20 protein-coding genes are annotated in these 15,773 nt (G+C 69.7%); 1 reads left to right on the top strand and 19 read right to left on the bottom strand.

Annotated features, from left to right (window positions below):
- Position 1: 1 nt before the first annotated feature.
- The 18 genes from rplF to FHU39_RS21300 all read right to left on the bottom strand — a co-directional run bounded on the left by rplF (position 2) and on the right by FHU39_RS21300 (position 9,737).
- On the bottom strand, positions 2-541 hold the full coding sequence (gene rplF / locus FHU39_RS21385) for a 50S ribosomal protein L6 (protein WP_183322771.1): 540 nt from the start codon (positions 539-541) through the stop codon (positions 2-4).
- A gap of 26 nt (positions 542-567) precedes the next feature.
- Complete coding sequence (rpsH, locus tag FHU39_RS21380; RefSeq protein ID WP_183322948.1) at positions 568-966, bottom strand: 30S ribosomal protein S8; 399 nt, start codon at positions 964-966, stop codon at positions 568-570.
- A gap of 125 nt (positions 967-1,091) precedes the next feature.
- On the bottom strand, positions 1,092-1,277 hold the full coding sequence (locus FHU39_RS21375; RefSeq protein ID WP_183322770.1) for a type Z 30S ribosomal protein S14: 186 nt from the start codon (positions 1,275-1,277) through the stop codon (positions 1,092-1,094).
- Positions 1,278-1,279: 2 nt separating this feature from the next.
- Positions 1,280-1,849: a 50S ribosomal protein L5 gene (rplE, locus tag FHU39_RS21370; RefSeq protein WP_183322769.1), complete on the bottom strand. Its 570-nt coding sequence runs from the start codon at positions 1,847-1,849 to the stop codon at positions 1,280-1,282.
- 1 nt (position 1,850) lies between these two features.
- Positions 1,851-2,201 (bottom strand): 50S ribosomal protein L24, encoded by a 351-nt coding sequence (gene rplX / locus FHU39_RS21365; RefSeq protein ID WP_221185793.1) that lies wholly within the window; start codon positions 2,199-2,201, stop codon positions 1,851-1,853.
- A 3-nt stretch (positions 2,202-2,204) separates the two neighbouring features.
- Positions 2,205-2,573 (bottom strand): 50S ribosomal protein L14, encoded by a 369-nt coding sequence (rplN, locus tag FHU39_RS21360; RefSeq protein ID WP_123271422.1) that lies wholly within the window; start codon positions 2,571-2,573, stop codon positions 2,205-2,207.
- Between the two features lie 122 nt (positions 2,574-2,695).
- Positions 2,696-3,010 (bottom strand): 30S ribosomal protein S17, encoded by a 315-nt coding sequence (gene rpsQ, locus FHU39_RS21355; RefSeq protein WP_183322768.1) that lies wholly within the window; start codon positions 3,008-3,010, stop codon positions 2,696-2,698.
- Positions 3,007-3,249: a 50S ribosomal protein L29 gene (gene rpmC / locus FHU39_RS21350; protein WP_183322767.1), complete on the bottom strand. Its 243-nt coding sequence runs from the start codon at positions 3,247-3,249 to the stop codon at positions 3,007-3,009. Before rpmC ends, rpsQ begins: the two co-directional genes overlap by 4 nt.
- A complete protein-coding gene (rplP, locus tag FHU39_RS21345) occupies positions 3,249-3,668 on the bottom strand; it encodes a 50S ribosomal protein L16 (protein ID WP_183322766.1) in 420 nt (139 codons plus the stop codon). Before rplP ends, rpmC begins: the two co-directional genes overlap by 1 nt.
- Positions 3,668-4,504, bottom strand: a complete 837-nt coding sequence (rpsC, locus tag FHU39_RS21340) for a 30S ribosomal protein S3 (protein ID WP_183322765.1) — start codon at positions 4,502-4,504, stop codon at positions 3,668-3,670. The genes rplP and rpsC overlap by 1 nt, the downstream gene beginning before the upstream one ends.
- On the bottom strand, positions 4,504-4,872 hold the full coding sequence (gene rplV, locus FHU39_RS21335; protein ID WP_183322946.1) for a 50S ribosomal protein L22: 369 nt from the start codon (positions 4,870-4,872) through the stop codon (positions 4,504-4,506). The genes rpsC and rplV overlap by 1 nt, the downstream gene beginning before the upstream one ends.
- Before the next feature lie 55 nt (positions 4,873-4,927).
- Positions 4,928-5,209: a 30S ribosomal protein S19 gene (gene rpsS / locus FHU39_RS21330; protein WP_183322764.1), complete on the bottom strand. Its 282-nt coding sequence runs from the start codon at positions 5,207-5,209 to the stop codon at positions 4,928-4,930.
- 3 nt (positions 5,210-5,212) lie between these two features.
- On the bottom strand, positions 5,213-6,049 hold the full coding sequence (rplB, locus tag FHU39_RS21325) for a 50S ribosomal protein L2 (RefSeq protein WP_183322763.1): 837 nt from the start codon (positions 6,047-6,049) through the stop codon (positions 5,213-5,215).
- Positions 6,050-6,087: 38 nt separating this feature from the next.
- The gene (gene rplW, locus FHU39_RS21320; RefSeq protein WP_183322762.1) at positions 6,088-6,387 is read right to left on the bottom strand and encodes a 50S ribosomal protein L23; all 300 of its coding nucleotides are present in this window, start codon (positions 6,385-6,387) and stop codon (positions 6,088-6,090) included.
- A gap of 8 nt (positions 6,388-6,395) precedes the next feature.
- On the bottom strand, positions 6,396-7,316 hold the full coding sequence (gene rplD / locus FHU39_RS21315; protein WP_221185791.1) for a 50S ribosomal protein L4, sunset domain variant: 921 nt from the start codon (positions 7,314-7,316) through the stop codon (positions 6,396-6,398).
- 5 nt (positions 7,317-7,321) lie between these two features.
- The gene (gene rplC, locus FHU39_RS21310) at positions 7,322-7,987 is read right to left on the bottom strand and encodes a 50S ribosomal protein L3 (RefSeq protein ID WP_183322761.1); all 666 of its coding nucleotides are present in this window, start codon (positions 7,985-7,987) and stop codon (positions 7,322-7,324) included.
- Positions 7,988-8,006: 19 nt separating this feature from the next.
- Positions 8,007-8,315, bottom strand: coding sequence for a 30S ribosomal protein S10 (rpsJ, locus tag FHU39_RS21305; protein ID WP_114930053.1), 309 nt, complete (start codon positions 8,313-8,315; stop codon positions 8,007-8,009).
- Positions 8,316-9,131: 816 nt separating this feature from the next.
- On the bottom strand, positions 9,132-9,737 hold the full coding sequence (locus FHU39_RS21300; protein WP_183322760.1) for a heme-binding beta-barrel domain-containing protein: 606 nt from the start codon (positions 9,735-9,737) through the stop codon (positions 9,132-9,134).
- Positions 9,738-9,900: 163 nt separating this feature from the next.
- Between FHU39_RS21300 and FHU39_RS21295 the strand changes: the two genes are divergently transcribed.
- Positions 9,901-13,062, top strand: a complete 3,162-nt coding sequence (locus FHU39_RS21295) for an AAA family ATPase (protein WP_183322759.1) — start codon at positions 9,901-9,903, stop codon at positions 13,060-13,062.
- Here the strand turns inward: FHU39_RS21295 and FHU39_RS21290 are convergent.
- A complete protein-coding gene (locus tag FHU39_RS21290; protein ID WP_183322758.1) occupies positions 12,999-15,707 on the bottom strand; it encodes an alpha/beta hydrolase in 2,709 nt (902 codons plus the stop codon). The two genes, FHU39_RS21295 and FHU39_RS21290, sit on opposite strands and share 64 nt — an antisense overlap.
- Between the last annotated feature and the right edge of the window lie 66 nt (positions 15,708-15,773).

Genomic DNA, 15,773 nt, shown 5'->3' with positions numbered 1-15,773 from the left:
CTTACTTACCAGCCTTTCCGACCTTGCGGCGGATGTGCTCGCCCTCGTAGCGGACACCCTTCGCCTTGTAGGGGTCGGGCTTGCGCAGCTTGCGGATGTTGGCGGCAACCTCACCGACCTGCTGCTTGTCGACACCGCTGACCGAGAACCGGGTGGGGTTCTCGACCGCGAAGGTGATACCCGCCGGAGCCTTGACGACGATCGGGTGGCTGTAACCGAGGGCGAACTCCAGGTCCGAACCCTTGGCGGTCACGCGGTAACCCGTGCCGTGGATCTCCAGCTTCTTGGTGAAGCCGTCGGTCACGCCGACGACCATGTTGTTGATGAGGCTGCGGGTCAGGCCGTGACGCGACCGCGACTCACGCTCGTCGTTGGGGCGCGACACGTTGATCGCACCGTCGTCGCCCTTGGCGACGGTGATGGGCTCCGGCACGGTGAGCTCGAGCTGGCCCTTGGGGCCCTTGACCGCAACGGCCTGGCCGTCGATGGTCACCTCGACACCGCTGGGCACCGGAACGGGAAGACGTCCGATACGCGACATCTGTCTCTCTCCTTAACTGTTCCGGGTCACCAGACGTAGGCGAGGACTTCCCCGCCAACACCCTTGCTCGCCGCCTGCTTGTCAGTCAGCAGACCGGACGACGTGGACAGGATGGCAACGCCCAGACCACCGAGAACCTTCGGCAGGTTGGTGGACTTGGCGTAGACCCGCAGACCGGGCTTGCTCACGCGGCGGACGCCGGCGATGGAGCGCTCCCGGTTGGGGCCGTACTTCAGGTCGATCGTGAGTGTCTTGTCGACACCCTCGCCCTCGACGCGGAAACCGGCGATGTAACCCTCCGCCTGGAGGATCTCGGCGATGTGCGTCTTGAGCTTGCTGTGCGGCATGGTCGCCGAGTCGTGGTGCGCCGAGTTGGCGTTCCGGACGCGGGTCAGCATGTCCGCGATCGGGTCGGTCATGGTCATCGTGGGCACTTGCCCTTCTCACCGTGGTTTCTGCTGGCCGGAGCCGGTGCGGACCTTCGGTGTAGTTGTTACGTGGTTTTTGCTTGGGTGCACTGGTCGGTATGACGCCGCGGCGTCATACGTCTCTACCAGCTGGACTTGGTGACGCCGGGCAGTTCGCCGCGGTGCGCCATCTCGCGCAGGCAGATCCGGCACAGGCCGAACTTGCGGTAGACCGAGTGCGGGCGGCCGCAGCGCTGGCAGCGGGTGTATCCGCGCACGGCGAACTTCGGCTTCTTCTCGGCCTTGTTGATCAGGGCTTTCTTGGCCATGCTCAGTTCTCCTTGAAGGGGAATCCGAGGTGCTTGAGCAGCGCCCGCCCCTCGTCGTCGTTGCTCGCAGTCGTGACGACCGTGATGTCCATACCGCGGACCCGGTCGATCTTGTCCTGGTCGATCTCGTAGAACACCGACTGCTCGGTCAGACCGAAGGTGTAGTTGCCGTTGCCGTCGAACTGCTTGGGCGACAGGCCGCGGAAGTCGCGGATGCGCGGCAGCGCGATCGACACCAGGCGGTCCAGGAACTCCCACATGCGGTCGCCGCGCAGCGTGGTGTGCGCACCGATCGGCATACCCTCACGCAGCTTGAACTGCGCGATGGACTTGCGGGCCTTGGTGACCGCCGGCTTCTGGCCGGTGATCGCCGCGAGGTCCTTGATGGCGCCCTCGATCAGCTTGGAGTCACGGGCGGCGTCGCCGACACCCATGTTGACGACGACCTTGGTCACCGTCGGCACCTGCATGACGTTCGCGAACGTGAACTCGTCCTGCAGCTGACCCTTGATCTCGGACTGGTAGCGCGCCTTGAGACGGGGCGCGACCTTCTCGGTAGTCGTTGCGGTCATCTCAGAGGTCCTTTCCGGACTTCACCGACACGCGGGTGCGGACGGTCTTGGTGCGACCGTCGCGCTCCACCTGCTCCTCACGGATGCGGATGCGGGTCGGCTTGCCGGTCTCGGGGTCCACGATCATCACGTTGCTCACGTGGATCGGAGCCTCGGTGACCTCGATGCCACCGGCACCGCCACCCGGCTGACCGGCCTTGACGTGCTTGGTGATCCGGTTGACACCCTCGACGAGCACGCGGCGGCGCTCCGGGTCGACCGAGATGACCTTGCCCTGCAGGCCCTTGTCCTTGCCGGAAATGACCTGGACCAGGTCGTTCTTCTTGATCTTCATCTTCGGCTTGCCTGCCATGGCTTACAGCACCTCCGGCGCGAGCGAGATGATCTTCATGAACTTCTTGTCACGCAGCTCGCGGCCCACCGGGCCGAAGATGCGCGTGCCGCGCGGGTCACCGTCACTCTTGAGGATGACCGCAGCGTTCTCGTCGAACTTGATGTAGCTGCCGTCCGGGCGGCGCTTCTCCTTGCGGGTGCGCACGACAACGGCCTTGACCACATCGCCCTTCTTGACGTTGCCGCCGGGGATGGCGTCCTTGACGGTCGCCACGATGGTGTCACCGATGCCGGCGTAGCGACGTCCCGAGCCGCCGAGAACCCGGATGCACAAGATCTCCTTGGCACCGGTGTTGTCGGCGACGCGCAGTCGCGACTCCTGCTGGATCACGTTTCTTCTCCTGTCGTCTCACTGGTTCTCGCTCGCGGCGAGCCTTGCGGAACGGTCAATGTTGGTTGCGGTGTTGCCACCGCGGTGGTTGCTGTATGTCGTGAGCGACATACAGCCACGTCTTACTTCGCCTTTTCCAGGATCTCGACCACACGCCAGCGCTTCTGCGCCGACAGCGGACGGGTCTCCATGATCAGGACGCGGTCGCCGACGCCGCAGGACTCCTGCTCGTCGTGCGCCTTGACACGTGCGGTCTTGCGCTGCACCTTGCCGTAGAGCGCGTGCTTGACGCGGTCCTCGACCTCGACGACCACAGTCTTGGTCATCTTGTCGCTGACGACGTAGCCCTGACGGGTCTTGCGGTAGTTGCGCTCGCCCTCGGCAGCCTGGCCGGCACGGTCCTCGGTCACTGATTGTCCTTCGATCTCTTCACTCATGCTTCGGCCTTCTCCTGCGTGCGACCGATGCCGAGCTCACGCTCGCGCAACTCGGTGTAGATGCGGGCGATGTCCTTGCGGACCGCACGCAGCCGCGAGTTGTTCTCCAGCTGGCCGGTGGCCGACTGGAAACGCAGGTTGAACAGCTCCTGCTTGGCCTTGCCGAGCTCGTCGGCGAGGGCCTGGTCGTCCAGCTCGCGCAGCTTCGCGGGGGTCAGGTCCTTCGAACCCACTGCCATCAGAGGTCACCACCTTCACGCGCGACGAAGCGGCACTTCATCGGCAGCTTGTGCATCGCCAGGCGCAGGGCCTCGCGTGCAACTTCCTCGGACACACCGGACAGCTCGAACATGATCCGGCCCGGCTTGACGTTGGCGACCCACCACTCCGGCGAGCCCTTACCGGAACCCATGCGGGTCTCGGCCGGCTTCTTGGTGAGCGGGCGGTCCGGGTAGATGTTGATCCAGACCTTGCCGCCACGCTTCATGTAGCGGGTCATGGCGATACGAGCGGACTCGATCTGCCGGTTGGTGACGTATGCCGGCTCCAGTGCCTGGATGCCGTAGTCACCGAACGACACAGCGGTGCCACCCTTGGCCATACCGCGGCGACGGGGGTGGTGCTGCTTGCGGTGCTTCACACGACGGGGAATCAACATCAGGCTTCAGCTCCCTGGTTGCTCGCCTCGGCCGCGGGGGCCTCGGCGGTTGCGTCAGCGGCGACCGGTGCCTCTGTCTGCGCCTCGGTGCTGCGGGGGCCCCCGTCACGGCGTCCGCGGCCACCGCCGCGACGGTCGTCACGACGGCCACGCGCCGGGCGGCTCGGGGCCGCTGCCTGCTCGCGCGCCAGCTCCTTGGCGGTGAGGTCGCCCTTGTAGATCCAGACCTTCACGCCGATGCGGCCGAAGGTGGTGCGGGCCTCGTAGAAGCCGTAGTCGATGTTCGCGCGCAGCGTGTGCAGCGGCACCCGACCCTCGCGGTAGAACTCGGTGCGGCTCATCTCGGCGCCGTTCAGCCGGCCGGAGACCATCACCCGGATGCCCTTGGCGCCGGCGCGCTCGGCCGTCTGCATGCCCTTGCGCATCGCGCGACGGAAGTTCACACGGGCGGACAGCTGCTCCGCGATGCCCTGGGCGACCAGCTGAGCGTCGGTCTCGGGGTTCTTGACCTCGAGGATGTTCAGCTGCACCTGCTTGCCGGTGAGCTTCTCCAGCGCACCACGCAGGCGGTCGGCCTCGGCGCCGCGGCGACCGATGACGATGCCCGGGCGGGCGGTGTGGATGTCGACACGCACGCGGTCACGGGTGCGCTCGATCTCGACCTTGCTGATGCCGGCGCGCTCCATGCCGGTCGACATCAGGTTGCGGATCGCGACGTCTTCCTTGACGTAGTCGCGGTAGCGCTGACCCGGCTTGGCCGAGTCGGCGAACCAGCGGCTCTTGTGCTCCGTCGTGATGCCGAGACGGAAACCGTTCGGGTTGACCTTCTGACCCATCAGCGGCCACCGTCCTTTCGCTCGGGCTGTGCGACATGCAGCGTGATGTGACTCGTGCGCTTGAGGATTCGGCTGGCGCGACCCTGTGCACGCGGACGGAACCGCTTCATGGTCGGGCCCTCGTCGACATACGCCTCGCTCACGACGAGCAGCCGCTCGTCGAACGCCACCGACGCCTGGTCCGCCTTCTGGCGGGCGTTGGCGATGGCGCTGTTGAGCACCTTCAGCACCGGCTCGCTCGCACCCTGCGGCGCGAAGGTGAGCACGCTGATCGCCTCCTGTGCGTTCTTGCCACGCACCAGGTCCACAACGCGGCGGGCCTTGGTCGGCGTCACGCGGACGAACCGCGCCTGCGCCTTGGCTTCCACAGTGAATCCTTCGTTCGTTTCAGTGTTCGTTGCCATGGGACTTCACCCCGCCGCCTCAGCGGCGGCGACCCTTCCGGTCGTCCTTCTCGTGACCCTTGAAGGTGCGAGTCGGGGCGAACTCACCGAGCTTGTGACCGACCATCGCCTCGGTCACGAAGACCGGGACGTGCTTGCGGCCGTCGTGCACGGCCAGCGTGTGGCCGAGCATGTCCGGGGTGATCATCGACCGGCGGGACCAGGTCTTGATGACGTTCTTGGTGCCGGCTTCGTTCTGGGCGACCACCTTCTTCTGGAGGTGGTCGTCGACGAAGGGGCCCTTCTTCAGTGAACGGGGCATTTCTTACCGCTTCTTTCCAGTACGACGGCGACGCACGATGAGCTTGTCGCTCTCCTTCTTCGGGCGACGGGTGCGGCCCTCGGCCTGACCCCACGGGCTGACCGGGTGACGACCACCGGAGGTCTTGCCCTCACCACCACCGTGCGGGTGGTCCACCGGGTTCATCGCGACACCGCGGACGGTCGGGCGCTTGCCCTTCCAGCGCATGCGGCCGGCCTTGCCCCAGTTGATGTTGCTCTGCTCGGCGTTGCCCACCTCGCCGACGGTCGCGCGGCAGCGGACGTCGACGTTGCGGATCTCGCCGGACGGCATACGCAGCTGGGCGTAGGGGCCGTCCTTGGCGACCAGCTGCACACGCGCACCGGCCGAACGGGCGATCTTCGCACCGCCACCGGGCCGCAGCTCGATGCAGTGGACGACCGTACCGGTCGGGATGTTGCGCAGCGGCAGGTTGTTGCCGGGCTTGATGTCGGCGCTCGGGCCGTTCTCGACCTGGTCGCCCTGCTTCAGGCGGTTCGGCGCGATGATGTAGCGCTTCTCACCGTCTGCGTAGTGCAGCAGCGCGATGCGAGCGGTGCGGTTGGGGTCGTACTCGATGTGCGCGACCTTCGCGGGGATGCCGTCCTTGTCGAGGCGGCGGAAGTCGATCACCCGGTAGGCACGCTTGTGACCGCCACCGATGTGGCGGGTCGTGATGCGGCCCGACGCGTTGCGACCACCGGTCTTCGGCAGCGGACGCACCAGCGACTTCTCGGGCGCCCGGCGGGTGACCTCAGCGAAGTCGGCCACGCTCGAGCCACGACGGCCCGGCGTCGTCGGCTTGTACTTGCGGATAGCCATTGTCTGTCCTTAGGAGTCTTTGTCTACGGGCGATCTCTTCAGGCCTGGTCGCCGAAGATGTCGATCGCGCCTTCCTTGAGCGAGACGATGGCGCGCTTGGTGTCCTTGCGCTTGCCGACACCGAAACGGGTGCGACGCGTCTTGCCCTGCCGATTCATCGTGTGGACCGAGGAGACCTTCACGTCGAAGATCTCTTCGACGGCGATCTTGATCTCGGTCTTGTTCGCCCGCGGGTCGACGAGGAAGGTGTACTTGCCCTCGTCGAGCAGGGCGTAGGACTTCTCCGAGACGACCGGCGCGATCAGGATGTCGCGCGGGTTCTTACCCAGTTGCGTCATGTCGAGAATCACTTGTCCTTGTCGGTCTGCTGCGCGGCGGCACCACCGGCCGGGGCGAACCCGGCGGCAGCGGCGGCCTCGGCGGTCTTGAACCACACCTCGGCGACCGTGGCGTCATACCAACGGGATCCGGCGACGTGGTACTTCATCGAGTCCTTGTTGCCCTTGACCGTGAAGGTGTCCGGGTCGGGCGACGCGCCGTCGGCGAGCGGTGCCGCCGAGTCGGGTCCGAAGTCACCGTCGGCGGCCTCGGTCGCGGCCGGTGCGGCCTCGGTCGACGCGGCCTTGGCGGCCTTCGTCGCGGCGGCCGGGCCGGCCAGGAAGCGCTCCAGCGCCGCCTGGGTGAAGACCAGGTCGTCCGCGCACAGCACGTCGTAGGTGTTGAGCTGGTCGGCGAACAGCACGTGCACGTCGGCCAGGTTGCGCACCGACAGCAGCGCGGTCTGCTCGTCGCGGTTCAGGACCACGAGGAGGTTCTTGCGCTCGGTCAGCTCACCCAGCACGGCTGCTGCGGCCCTGGTCGACGGCTTGTCGCCCTCGACCACCGAGGTCAGCACGTGGATGCGGTCGTGACGGGCCCGGTCGGAGAGCGCACCGCGCAGGGCGGCGGCCTTCATCTTCTTGGGCGTCCGCTGCGCGTAGTCGCGCGGCTTCGGTCCGTGCACGGTGCCACCGCCGGCGAACTGCGGGGCGCGGGTCGAACCCTGGCGGGCGCGGCCGGTGCCCTTCTGGCGGTAGGGCTTCTTGCCACCGCCGCGGACCTCGCCGCGGGTCTTGGTGGAGTGGGTGCCCTGGCGTGCGGCGGCCAGCTGCGCCACCACGACCTGGTGGATCAGCGGCACGTTGGTCTGCACGTCGAAGATGTCGGCGGGCAGCTCGACGGTGCCGGTCGCGGCGCCGGAGGCGTTCTTGATGTCAACGGTCGTCATCTGGCTCAGGCCTCCTTGACGGGCGACTTCGCAGCCGTCTTGACCAGGACGATGCCGCCGCGGGGGCCGGGGACGGCGCCCTTGATCAGCAGCAGGCCCTTGTCGGTGTCGACCGCGTGAATCGTGAGGTTCTGGGTGGTCTGGCGCTCGCCGCCCATGCGGCCCGCCATACGCACGCCCTTGAAGACACGGCCGGGGGTGGCGCAGGCGCCGATCGAACCCGGCTTGCGGTGGTTGCGGTGCGCACCGTGCGAGGAGCTGACGCCGGCGAAGCCGTGGCGCTTCATGACACCGGCGAAGCCCTTGCCCTTGGTGGTGCCGACGGCGTCGACGGTCTGGCCGGCCTCGAAGGTCTCCACGGTGACTTCCTGGCCGAGCTCGTACTCGGCGGCGTCAGCGGTGCGGATCTCGGCGAGGTGACGGCGCGGGGTCACGCCGGCCTTCTCGAAGTGACCGGTCAGCGGCTTGTTGACCTTGCGCGGGTCGATCGCGCCGTAGCCGATCTGCACCGCGTGGTAGCCCTCGTTGTCGCCGCGGACGGCCGTGACGACGCACGGTCCGGCCTGCACGACGGTGACCGGGATCAGGCGGCCGTTCTCGTCCCAGACCTGGGTCATGCCGAGCTTCTCGCCCAGCACGCCCTTCACGGAACGCTCAGTGGTGTGTGTCATGTCGAGTCATCCCTCCTGATCAGAGCTTGATCTCGATGTTGACGTCCGCCGGCAGGTCGAGACGCATCAGCGAGTCGACGGCCTTCGGCGTCGGGTCAACAATGTCGATGAGCCGCTTGTGGGTGCGCATCTCGAAGTGCTCGCGGCTGTCCTTGTACTTGTGCGGTGACCGGATGACGCAGTACACGTTCTTCTCCGTCGGCAGCGGCACGGGGCCGACCACCGTTGCACCGGCACGAGTGACCGTGTCGACAATCTTGCGCGCCGAGCTGTCGATGACCTCGTGGTCATACGACTTCAGTCGGATGCGGATCTTTTGTCCCGCCATTCGCCCGTGTCTCTCTCTCGCCGTACTTACTACTTACTTAGGTCTGGTCGGTGCGAAACCTGCTTCCGCCTCCGACCCCCGCGCTCGGGTGTGTCGCGCGTGCTCCGCAGCACGACGCCGACATATCTGGCGTGGGTGGCCGGGCGAAACCGATCGGTCCCGCACCTGTAACTCGCGTTTCCCGACCTCACCCGCGAGGCTCGCCTGGCGGCGAACGGGGCGCTTTCGGGGCGGCAGCTGCACGTCTCGCCCGCCTCGAATCGCTTCGAGTCGTATGGCGACGCACGTGATCACTGCACGTCAAGCAACTTGAACAGTCTGCCAGAGACCGCCACAGGGTCCAAATCGAGGAAAGTGAGTTCCGCCACGGCGGTGTTTCGGCGCGTACCGGGGTCCCCACCCGGGGGACCTATCACCGGGAAGCGGCGCCCCGCGCGAGCCGGGGTCGACCCTGGGGGGGACCTATGACCGGGAAACGGCGCCCCGCGCGAGCCGGAGCCGACCCTGGGGGGACCTATGACCGGGAAACGGCGCCCCGCGCGAGCCGGAGCCGACCCTGGGGGGACCTATGACCGGGAAACGGCGCCCCGCGCGAGCCGGAGCCGACCCTGGGGGGACCTATGAGCGGGAAACGGCGCCCCGGCCGTGCCGGAGTCCCCACCGGGGGGACCTATGACCGCGAAACGGCGCCCCGCGCGTACCGGAGTCCCCACCGGGGGACCTATGACCGCGAAACGGCGCCCCGGCCGTGCCGGAGCCGACCCTTGGGGGACATATGACCGGGCGTCGGCCGCCCACTCGCGCGAAGGCCCCGGATCAGTTGAACTGGCTGCCCGGGTGGTAGCGCTTGACCAGCTTCAGGGTGTTCTCGTCCGTGTGGTGCATCGACTCGCCGGTCTGCGCGAGCTTGAGCACCAGGTCCGAGGTGTAGCTGAACGTCTCGGGGTCCTTGAGGGTGAAGACGCTGTTGAAGGCGGTGATCTCGGCCCGCTCCAGCAGGTAGGGGTTCTGCAGGATCCCGAAGTCGGCAGCACCGGGCGACGCGTCGAACCGCAGCTCGGTGTCACGCGCCCCTGCGCTGCTGCCGGCGAGTATGGCGATGCCGCGTCCGAAGACGACGTTGCGCAGCACGAGCTGGCGCTCGCGGTCCCACAGCAGGAACCCGATCTCGTCGTGGAACGGATCCATCGCCTCCTCGCCGTGCCGCCACGCCGTCATCGAGTAGTTGAGACCCCACAGCGTCTGCCGGCCGTTCTCCTGGATCGGGATCGGCTTGAACACAGCCTGCTCGAAGTAGCTGGTCTTGGAGGTCTCGTCCTCCTTGTTGTGGTACGAGAGGTCGACGCCGACGTCGCCCTCCCATTCACCGACCAGCGGGGTCAGCGGACCGAGCTTCTGCGGGCCTTGGATGATCTCGGACATGCCTTTGCTCTCTTCAATTTAGTTGTTACTAGTTTTACTCTTGCAAATTAGCACCGCTCCGGCCCCGCCATCCCGGGACGTCTCGCATTGAGACGCTCCCGCCCGGCACCCGCCGCCACCGCGGTTGTGGCGGCGCGGCACTCCTGCGGGCGATACTTGTTCGGTGGTGGTGGGGGTCGCCGTGTGCGGCGAACTCACGGTGCAGACGCCGGACCAGCACTTCGCGGGCCCGCGACTCGGCACGCCCAAGGCCCGCCTGCTGCTTGCGGCGCTGGCACTGACCCACCATCAGCCGGTGAGCACCGACCGGCTCGCGGAGATCGTGTGGGAGGACCGACCACCCCAGGACCCGGCCGCCAACCTCGCGACCCTCGCCAGCCGGCTGCGCCGGACCCTGGATCCCGCGGTCATCACACCCGGCCTGTCGTCATACACGCTCGGGCGGTCGGTCGAGGTCGACGTGGACACCGCGGCCGAACTGCTCCTCCTCGCCGAAGGACGATTCGCCGCAGGCGAGCCGACACTCGCCCTGGCCGGTGCCGCCCGGGCACTGGACCTGCTCGGGGACGGATCCCTCGCGGACGAGTGCGTGGGTCCCTGGGCGGACGCCCCACGGCGGGAGGCGGAGGAACTGTGCCGCCGGGCGCGACACCTGCACGCCGCCTGTGCGGCCGCGGTCGGCGCGACCGACGACGGCCTCCCCAGCGCCCGGGCCGCCACGCTGGCCGATCCGTATGACGAACGCGCGCACCGTGACCTGGTCCGGCTCCTGGTCGCGGCGGGGCGCAGCGCCGAGGCCCTCGACGAGCTCCGACGGCTGACGACGCGGCTGACGACCGAGCTCGGCAGCGACCCGGACGACGAGACCCGCCGGTTGCAGCTGGCGGTGCTCCAGGGTGGGACCCACGACGAACCGGCGGCACCGGCACGCCCGGCTCCACCGACCCGGCCGGCGCTGGTCGGCCGACGTGCCGAACTCGACCGGATCGACGCGGCCTGGACTTCCGCACAGACGGGGGCCACCCGGCTGGTGCTGGTCAGCGGCGTTCCCGGGATCGGCAAGACCCGGCTTCTGACCGCGGCCCTCGACACTGCCGCCGCCGGCGGCGGCCTGACCCTGACCGGCCGCTGTCGTCCCTCGGAGCGTTCCCTGTTCCTCCAACCTTTCGCCGAGGTGCTCCGGCCCGTCCTGCTGTCCCAACCGCCGGGTCGGCTGCGCAACCTGCTGGGCGCCCACCTGCCGGCGTGGGCCCGGCTCCTGCCGGAGCTCGCCGAACTCTTCGAACTCGGGGCCATCGACGCCCCGTCGCCCGAGCTGATCCGGCGGCAGGCCTTCGACGCCGTCGCCGGCGTCCTTTCCAGCCTCTCGGTCCAGCAACCGGTGCTGCTCGCGCTGGACGACCTCCAGTACGGAGCGCGGGCGACCGCCGGTCTGCTCGTCCACCTGGCCGATCGGCTCGGCGCGGCGCGGGTGCTGCTGCTCGGCGCGGCACGCACCGACGGCCCGGCGGCGCTCCCACCACTGCCGCCCGCCGCCGAACACCTCACACTCGGTCCACTCGCCGCCGACGACGTCGACGAACTGGTGCGCGTGTCGGGTCAGGCACCGCGCGCCGAGGAGATCCGGACCCGCACCCGCGGTCACCCGCTGAGCGTGGTCGCGGTGCTCCGGGCCCTCGCATCGGGCAGCGACGGCACCCCCGAGGACCTGACCGCAGCCGTCCGGGCACAGCTGCGCCCCCTGGACCCGACCGTTGCCCGGGCCGCGACAGCCGCCTCGGTGCTCGGGACGCTCGTCGAACCTCCCCTCCTCGCGGCCCTGCTCGGCCGTGCCGAGGCCGACGTGGTCGAGTCCTGCGAACAACTCGTCGCGGCCGGACTGTTCGTCCCCACCGGAGCGCGGTACGAGTTCGTCAACGACCTGGTGCAGGAGGCCGTCGCCCGGACCCTGCCCGAACCGCTCGCGGTCGCACACCACCGCCGGGCCATCGGTCTGCTCTCCGCCCGCCCCGAGCGGATGGCGCACCACGCGCACGAGGCCGGAGAACCACAGCGCGCAGCGGCCGGCTACCTGCAGGCCGGCCGGACCGCCCGGCGCAACGGCGCCGTCGCCGACGCGGTCGCCCTGCTGACGGCGGCCCTCACCGACGCCACGCACGCCGGTGATGATGCGCTCGTGGCCAACGTGCTGCTCGAGCGGGCTCGGGCGCACGAGGCGCGCCCCGACTTCGCCGCGGCCGAGGACGACCTGGCTGCTGCGGCGCCGGTCATCACGGCCACCGGCGACGCCCGCCTGCAGATGCGGGCGGAGTTCCTGCTGGGTGGCGACATCTCGGTGGCCCGGCACCGCACGCTCGAGGCGGTGCTGCAGCACAACCGGACGGGGTTGCTGCGCGCGGCCGAACTCGGCGACCCGGTCGCCGTGACGCTGTTCCGCTCCCGCATGGTGGTCCTGGAGTGCAGCCGGCTCCGGCTCGACGACGCCCTCACCCTGGCCCGGCGTGGCGTCGCGGAGACCCGGTCCGGAGGCACCCGCGAGACCCTCGCGCGATCCCTGGACGGGTTGAAGACCGTGCACGCCTACTGCGCGGATGCCGAGTCGCTCGCGCCGGTCATCACCGAACTGCTCCCGCTGCTGGGCGGCCTCCGGGTCCCGTGGCTGCGGCAGTGGGCGCTGCTGGAGTCGGCCCTGGTGCCCGCCGCCGCCGGGGACTGGGCTGGCGCCCGGGCTCGGGTGGACGAGGCCCTCGCGGTGAACCGGGAGACCGGGTATGCCGCCTACACCGGCTTCTTCCTGGCGCAGCGCAGCTGGCTGGCGCGACTGGCCGGCGACCTCGACGCGGCCCTCACCGACGCCCGCCGCGCGGTCCTCGAGACCGCGGACCCATCCCATCCGTGGTGGTACGCCACCGCGGTGGGCTGTTGTGCCTCGGCGCTACTGGAGCTCGGCCGGCCCGACGAGGCGGCCGAGCTGTGCGCCACCGGACTGGAGGCGCTCGGCGACGAGGTCGGGTCGGCATACCGGTTGCGCTGCCTGGCGCCGTACGCGGCGGCGACCGGGGAGCGGATCGAGGAGACCGACCGGCTGGTGGCCGCCATCCGGGCCCCTGCCGGGCAGGCGTGGGTGCCCGGCGCGGACGTGTATGACGCCCTGGCTCGCGCGTGGGTGGCGTGCGGCGAGCCGCACCGGGCTGCCGGGGTCGTCGCGCCACTGCTGGCGGCCACGGCCCACTCCTGGCGGTCGATCCACGAGCGGGTTGCTCAGAGGATCCCGGCGACCAGCCGCGCGGCACGCTCCGCTCCGTCGGCGGGCACCGGAAGGTAATCCACCGGCCGGCTCAGCTCCCCCACCAACGCGTCGGCGATCGTCTCGGCGGTGGCCGTGGCGTAATCCATCGCCCGGCCGGCCCGGTGCCGCTCCAGCCGGTGCCGCACGTGCACCTGCTGCTCGAAATGGTGTCCCAGCGGGAAGTAGAGGAACGGACGGCCCGCCGCGGTCAACTCCATGGTCGTCGAGAGGCCACCCTGGACGAGGGCGATGTCGCACACTGCATGACGGCGGTCGAGGTCGGGCAGAAAGCCGTGGACGGTCACCCCGGCCGGCACGGTGAACGTTCCCGGATCGATGCGCGGGCCGGTGACCAGCTCCAGCCGCAGGGACGGCAGCCGCGACCGACAGGTCTCGTAGGCGTCGACGATGCGGTGCAGCAGTGCCTCGCCGACACCGGAGCCACCGACCGAGGCGACGCACACCAACTGGTCCGCGGCATACCCGAACCGGGTTCGCCAACCGGCTCGTTCGTCCGGTGAGAGGCGCTCACCCATCACATAGCCGCAGAACCGGAAGTGCTGCTGCGTCCACTCCCGGATGCCCGGCAGCCCGGGCCCGAAATCGCGCGCGACCACGTCGTCCGGGTCGCCGACGAACAGCGACAGGTCACGCAGGTCCGGGTAGCGGGTGACGTGCTCCAGCATCTCGGCGTTGTAGTCCGCGGTCAGCGCCGCCTCCCGCTCGCCGCCGTCCGGCATCGGGATCCAGCCGACGAAGTCGGTCAACCAGACGAACGGTGCGCGCTTGCGTCGCGGGTTCTCGTGCAGGAAGTGGTCCAGGTCCCACGCCTCGTCGCCCAGCCAGGCGTCGTACTCCCGCTCCGACACCAGGTCGTCGAACACGTGGAAGTTGTTGACCAGGATCTCGTCCATCCGGCGGATCGCCCGGAACGCGTGCAGGTCGTGCTCCCCCGCTTCGGCGTCGATGTGTCCGGACTCGCTGGCCAGCCAGGCCGAGGCCGGGTGCACCCGCTCCCCCGCCCGCTCCAGGAAGTCCGTCACCGGCGACTGTGTCAGCCAGTCCACCTGCAGCCCCGGCCGCTGCCGGCGCAGCGCGTCCGCGATGGCCAGGTCGCGGCGTACGTGTCCGAGGCCGATGGGTGACGACAGGTACAGGACCCGCGGGCGCTTGCGGCGGCGGGACGCCGGCGGTCGGCCCGGGGCCGTCCCGCCCTCGACGGTGACGACCGCGTCGGCGCGGCCGGTGCGCGCCGAGCGGGTGTCGACGACCCGGACGAGCACGGCACGGCCGGCCACGTCCGCGGCAACTGCGTCGCCCAGGGCCCGCACCACCGACGCCGCGCAACGGTCCCGCGGCAGCCGCTGCACGAAGAACTCCAGCAGCCCGGGCTGGTCGGCCAGGGCACGGTGCGCGTCGACGAGCACCACTCCGGCGACTCGGGCCCGGTCGGCGGCGAGCGCGCTGGCGATCCGCCCGGCACCGGGCGGGGCGAAGACCACGCAGTCCCTGATCCCGGCCGCCTCCAGCGCCGCCCGGACCTCTGCCACCCGGTCGACACCGGTGTCCAGCACGAGCAGCGGCAGGTGCCGAGCGACGCCGGGCAGCTGGGCCGCCCAGGCGTCCGCGTCGGCGCCTGCGGCCGGCAGCAGCACCGCTTGCGGCACCCCCTCGCCGTATGCCGTGCCGCGGCCCAGCCGCCGCCCCTGCGCCAGCGGCGGCGCCGGGTCCCGCCGGGTGTTCAGGTGCGCCCGCACGGGACTCGGGCCACCCCGCCGGGGCACCGCGGACCCGTCGTGGACGCGTGCGACGAAGTCGGCGATGGCGTGGTTGACGGCGACCGGATCCCGGCCGGTCGGCACGTGACCGGCGCCGCCGAGCGCGAGCAACTCGCCTCCGAACATGCGGGCCAGGTGAGCGCCCCGGGCGAACGACTGGCACAGGTCGAGGGTGCCGTGGATGAACAGCACCGGGCACCGCAGCGGCGCCAGCACCTGCACCATCTCGTCCGGGGTGTTCACCGTGTAGTCATCCCGCTCGGCCGCCGCGACCTGTGCCGCCCCGGTGCTCTCGCACGCCCACGCGGTCAGGTCCTCCACGATCTTGGTGCTGTGCGGGTCGTTGACGATCTGCCCGAAGAAGAACTGCGGCCACCGCGGCCAGTCGTGCAGCCAGATCTCGCGGTTGAGCATCGCCCAGCCCTGCTGGCCGGTGTCCGGGGCGTACCAGCACGACGCCAGGTCGTCATACACGTCCGTGCCCCGGTCCGGGCGCGGGGTCCCGTCCAGCACGCTGCTGCCGATGGCCACGACCGCCTCGATCCGGTCCGGCTGGGTCGCTGCCAGCACGAGCGCGTAGTAGCTGCTTTCGCACAGACCCACCGCGACCGCCCGGTCGATGCCGAGCACGTCCAGCACCGCGACCACGTCCGCGACCATCTCGGTGTCGGCATACGCCGCCTCGTCGGTTGGCTTGTCGGATCTGCCGTTGCCGCGCGGGTCGACCACCACGACGGTGAAGTGCCGGGCGAGGTAGCCGACCTGCGCCTTCCACATCCGGCCGGTCACCAGGATGTCGGTGAGGAAGACCAGCGCGTGCTCGCCGTCGCCGAACGCCTCGTAGTAGCAATGGACGTCGTCCCGGGTGACGAACCCGGCGCGGTCCGGCTCGCGTGCTCGCATGGCGCGCCTCCTCGGACGAACCCGGTCGACGCCGACGTCGACCGTCCCACCAGCACGGTGGCCGGC

Source organism: Flexivirga oryzae (assembly GCF_014190805.1).
Classification (GTDB): Bacteria; Actinomycetota; Actinomycetes; order Actinomycetales; family Dermatophilaceae; genus Flexivirga; species Flexivirga oryzae.
This window is presented reverse-complemented; position numbering and strand designations above follow the sequence as displayed.

Bases quoted from the DNA above. Each gene is read 5' to 3' on its own strand.
- rpsS (WP_183322764.1), bottom strand. From the start codon at position 5,209: ATGCCCCGTTCACTGAAGAAGGGCCCCTTCGTCGACGACCACCTCCAG.
- rplX (WP_221185793.1), bottom strand. From the start codon at position 2,201: ATGGCAGGCAAGCCGAAGATGAAGATCAAGAAGAACGACCTGGTCCAG.
- rpmC (WP_183322767.1), bottom strand. From the start codon at position 3,249: ATGGCAGTGGGTTCGAAGGACCTGACCCCCGCGAAGCTGCGCGAGCTG.
- rpsJ (WP_114930053.1), bottom strand. From the start codon at position 8,315: ATGGCGGGACAAAAGATCCGCATCCGACTGAAGTCGTATGACCACGAG.
- rplP (WP_183322766.1), bottom strand. From the start codon at position 3,668: ATGTTGATTCCCCGTCGTGTGAAGCACCGCAAGCAGCACCACCCCCGT.
- rplF (WP_183322771.1), bottom strand. From the start codon at position 541: ATGTCGCGTATCGGACGTCTTCCCGTTCCGGTGCCCAGCGGTGTCGAG.
- rplE (WP_183322769.1), bottom strand. From the start codon at position 1,849: ATGACCGCAACGACTACCGAGAAGGTCGCGCCCCGTCTCAAGGCGCGC.
- FHU39_RS21375 (WP_183322770.1), bottom strand. From the start codon at position 1,277: ATGGCCAAGAAAGCCCTGATCAACAAGGCCGAGAAGAAGCCGAAGTTC.
- FHU39_RS21300 (WP_183322760.1), bottom strand. From the start codon at position 9,737: ATGTCCGAGATCATCCAAGGCCCGCAGAAGCTCGGTCCGCTGACCCCG.
- rpsQ (WP_183322768.1), bottom strand. From the start codon at position 3,010: ATGAGTGAAGAGATCGAAGGACAATCAGTGACCGAGGACCGTGCCGGC.
- rplB (WP_183322763.1), bottom strand. From the start codon at position 6,049: ATGGCTATCCGCAAGTACAAGCCGACGACGCCGGGCCGTCGTGGCTCG.
- rplD (WP_221185791.1), bottom strand. From the start codon at position 7,316: ATGACGACCGTTGACATCAAGAACGCCTCCGGCGCCGCGACCGGCACC.
- rplW (WP_183322762.1), bottom strand. From the start codon at position 6,387: ATGACGCAACTGGGTAAGAACCCGCGCGACATCCTGATCGCGCCGGTC.
- FHU39_RS21290 (WP_183322758.1), bottom strand. From the start codon at position 15,707: ATGCGAGCACGCGAGCCGGACCGCGCCGGGTTCGTCACCCGGGACGAC.
- rpsH (WP_183322948.1), bottom strand. From the start codon at position 966: ATGACCATGACCGACCCGATCGCGGACATGCTGACCCGCGTCCGGAAC.
- rplC (WP_183322761.1), bottom strand. From the start codon at position 7,987: ATGACACACACCACTGAGCGTTCCGTGAAGGGCGTGCTGGGCGAGAAG.
- rpsC (WP_183322765.1), bottom strand. From the start codon at position 4,504: ATGGGTCAGAAGGTCAACCCGAACGGTTTCCGTCTCGGCATCACGACG.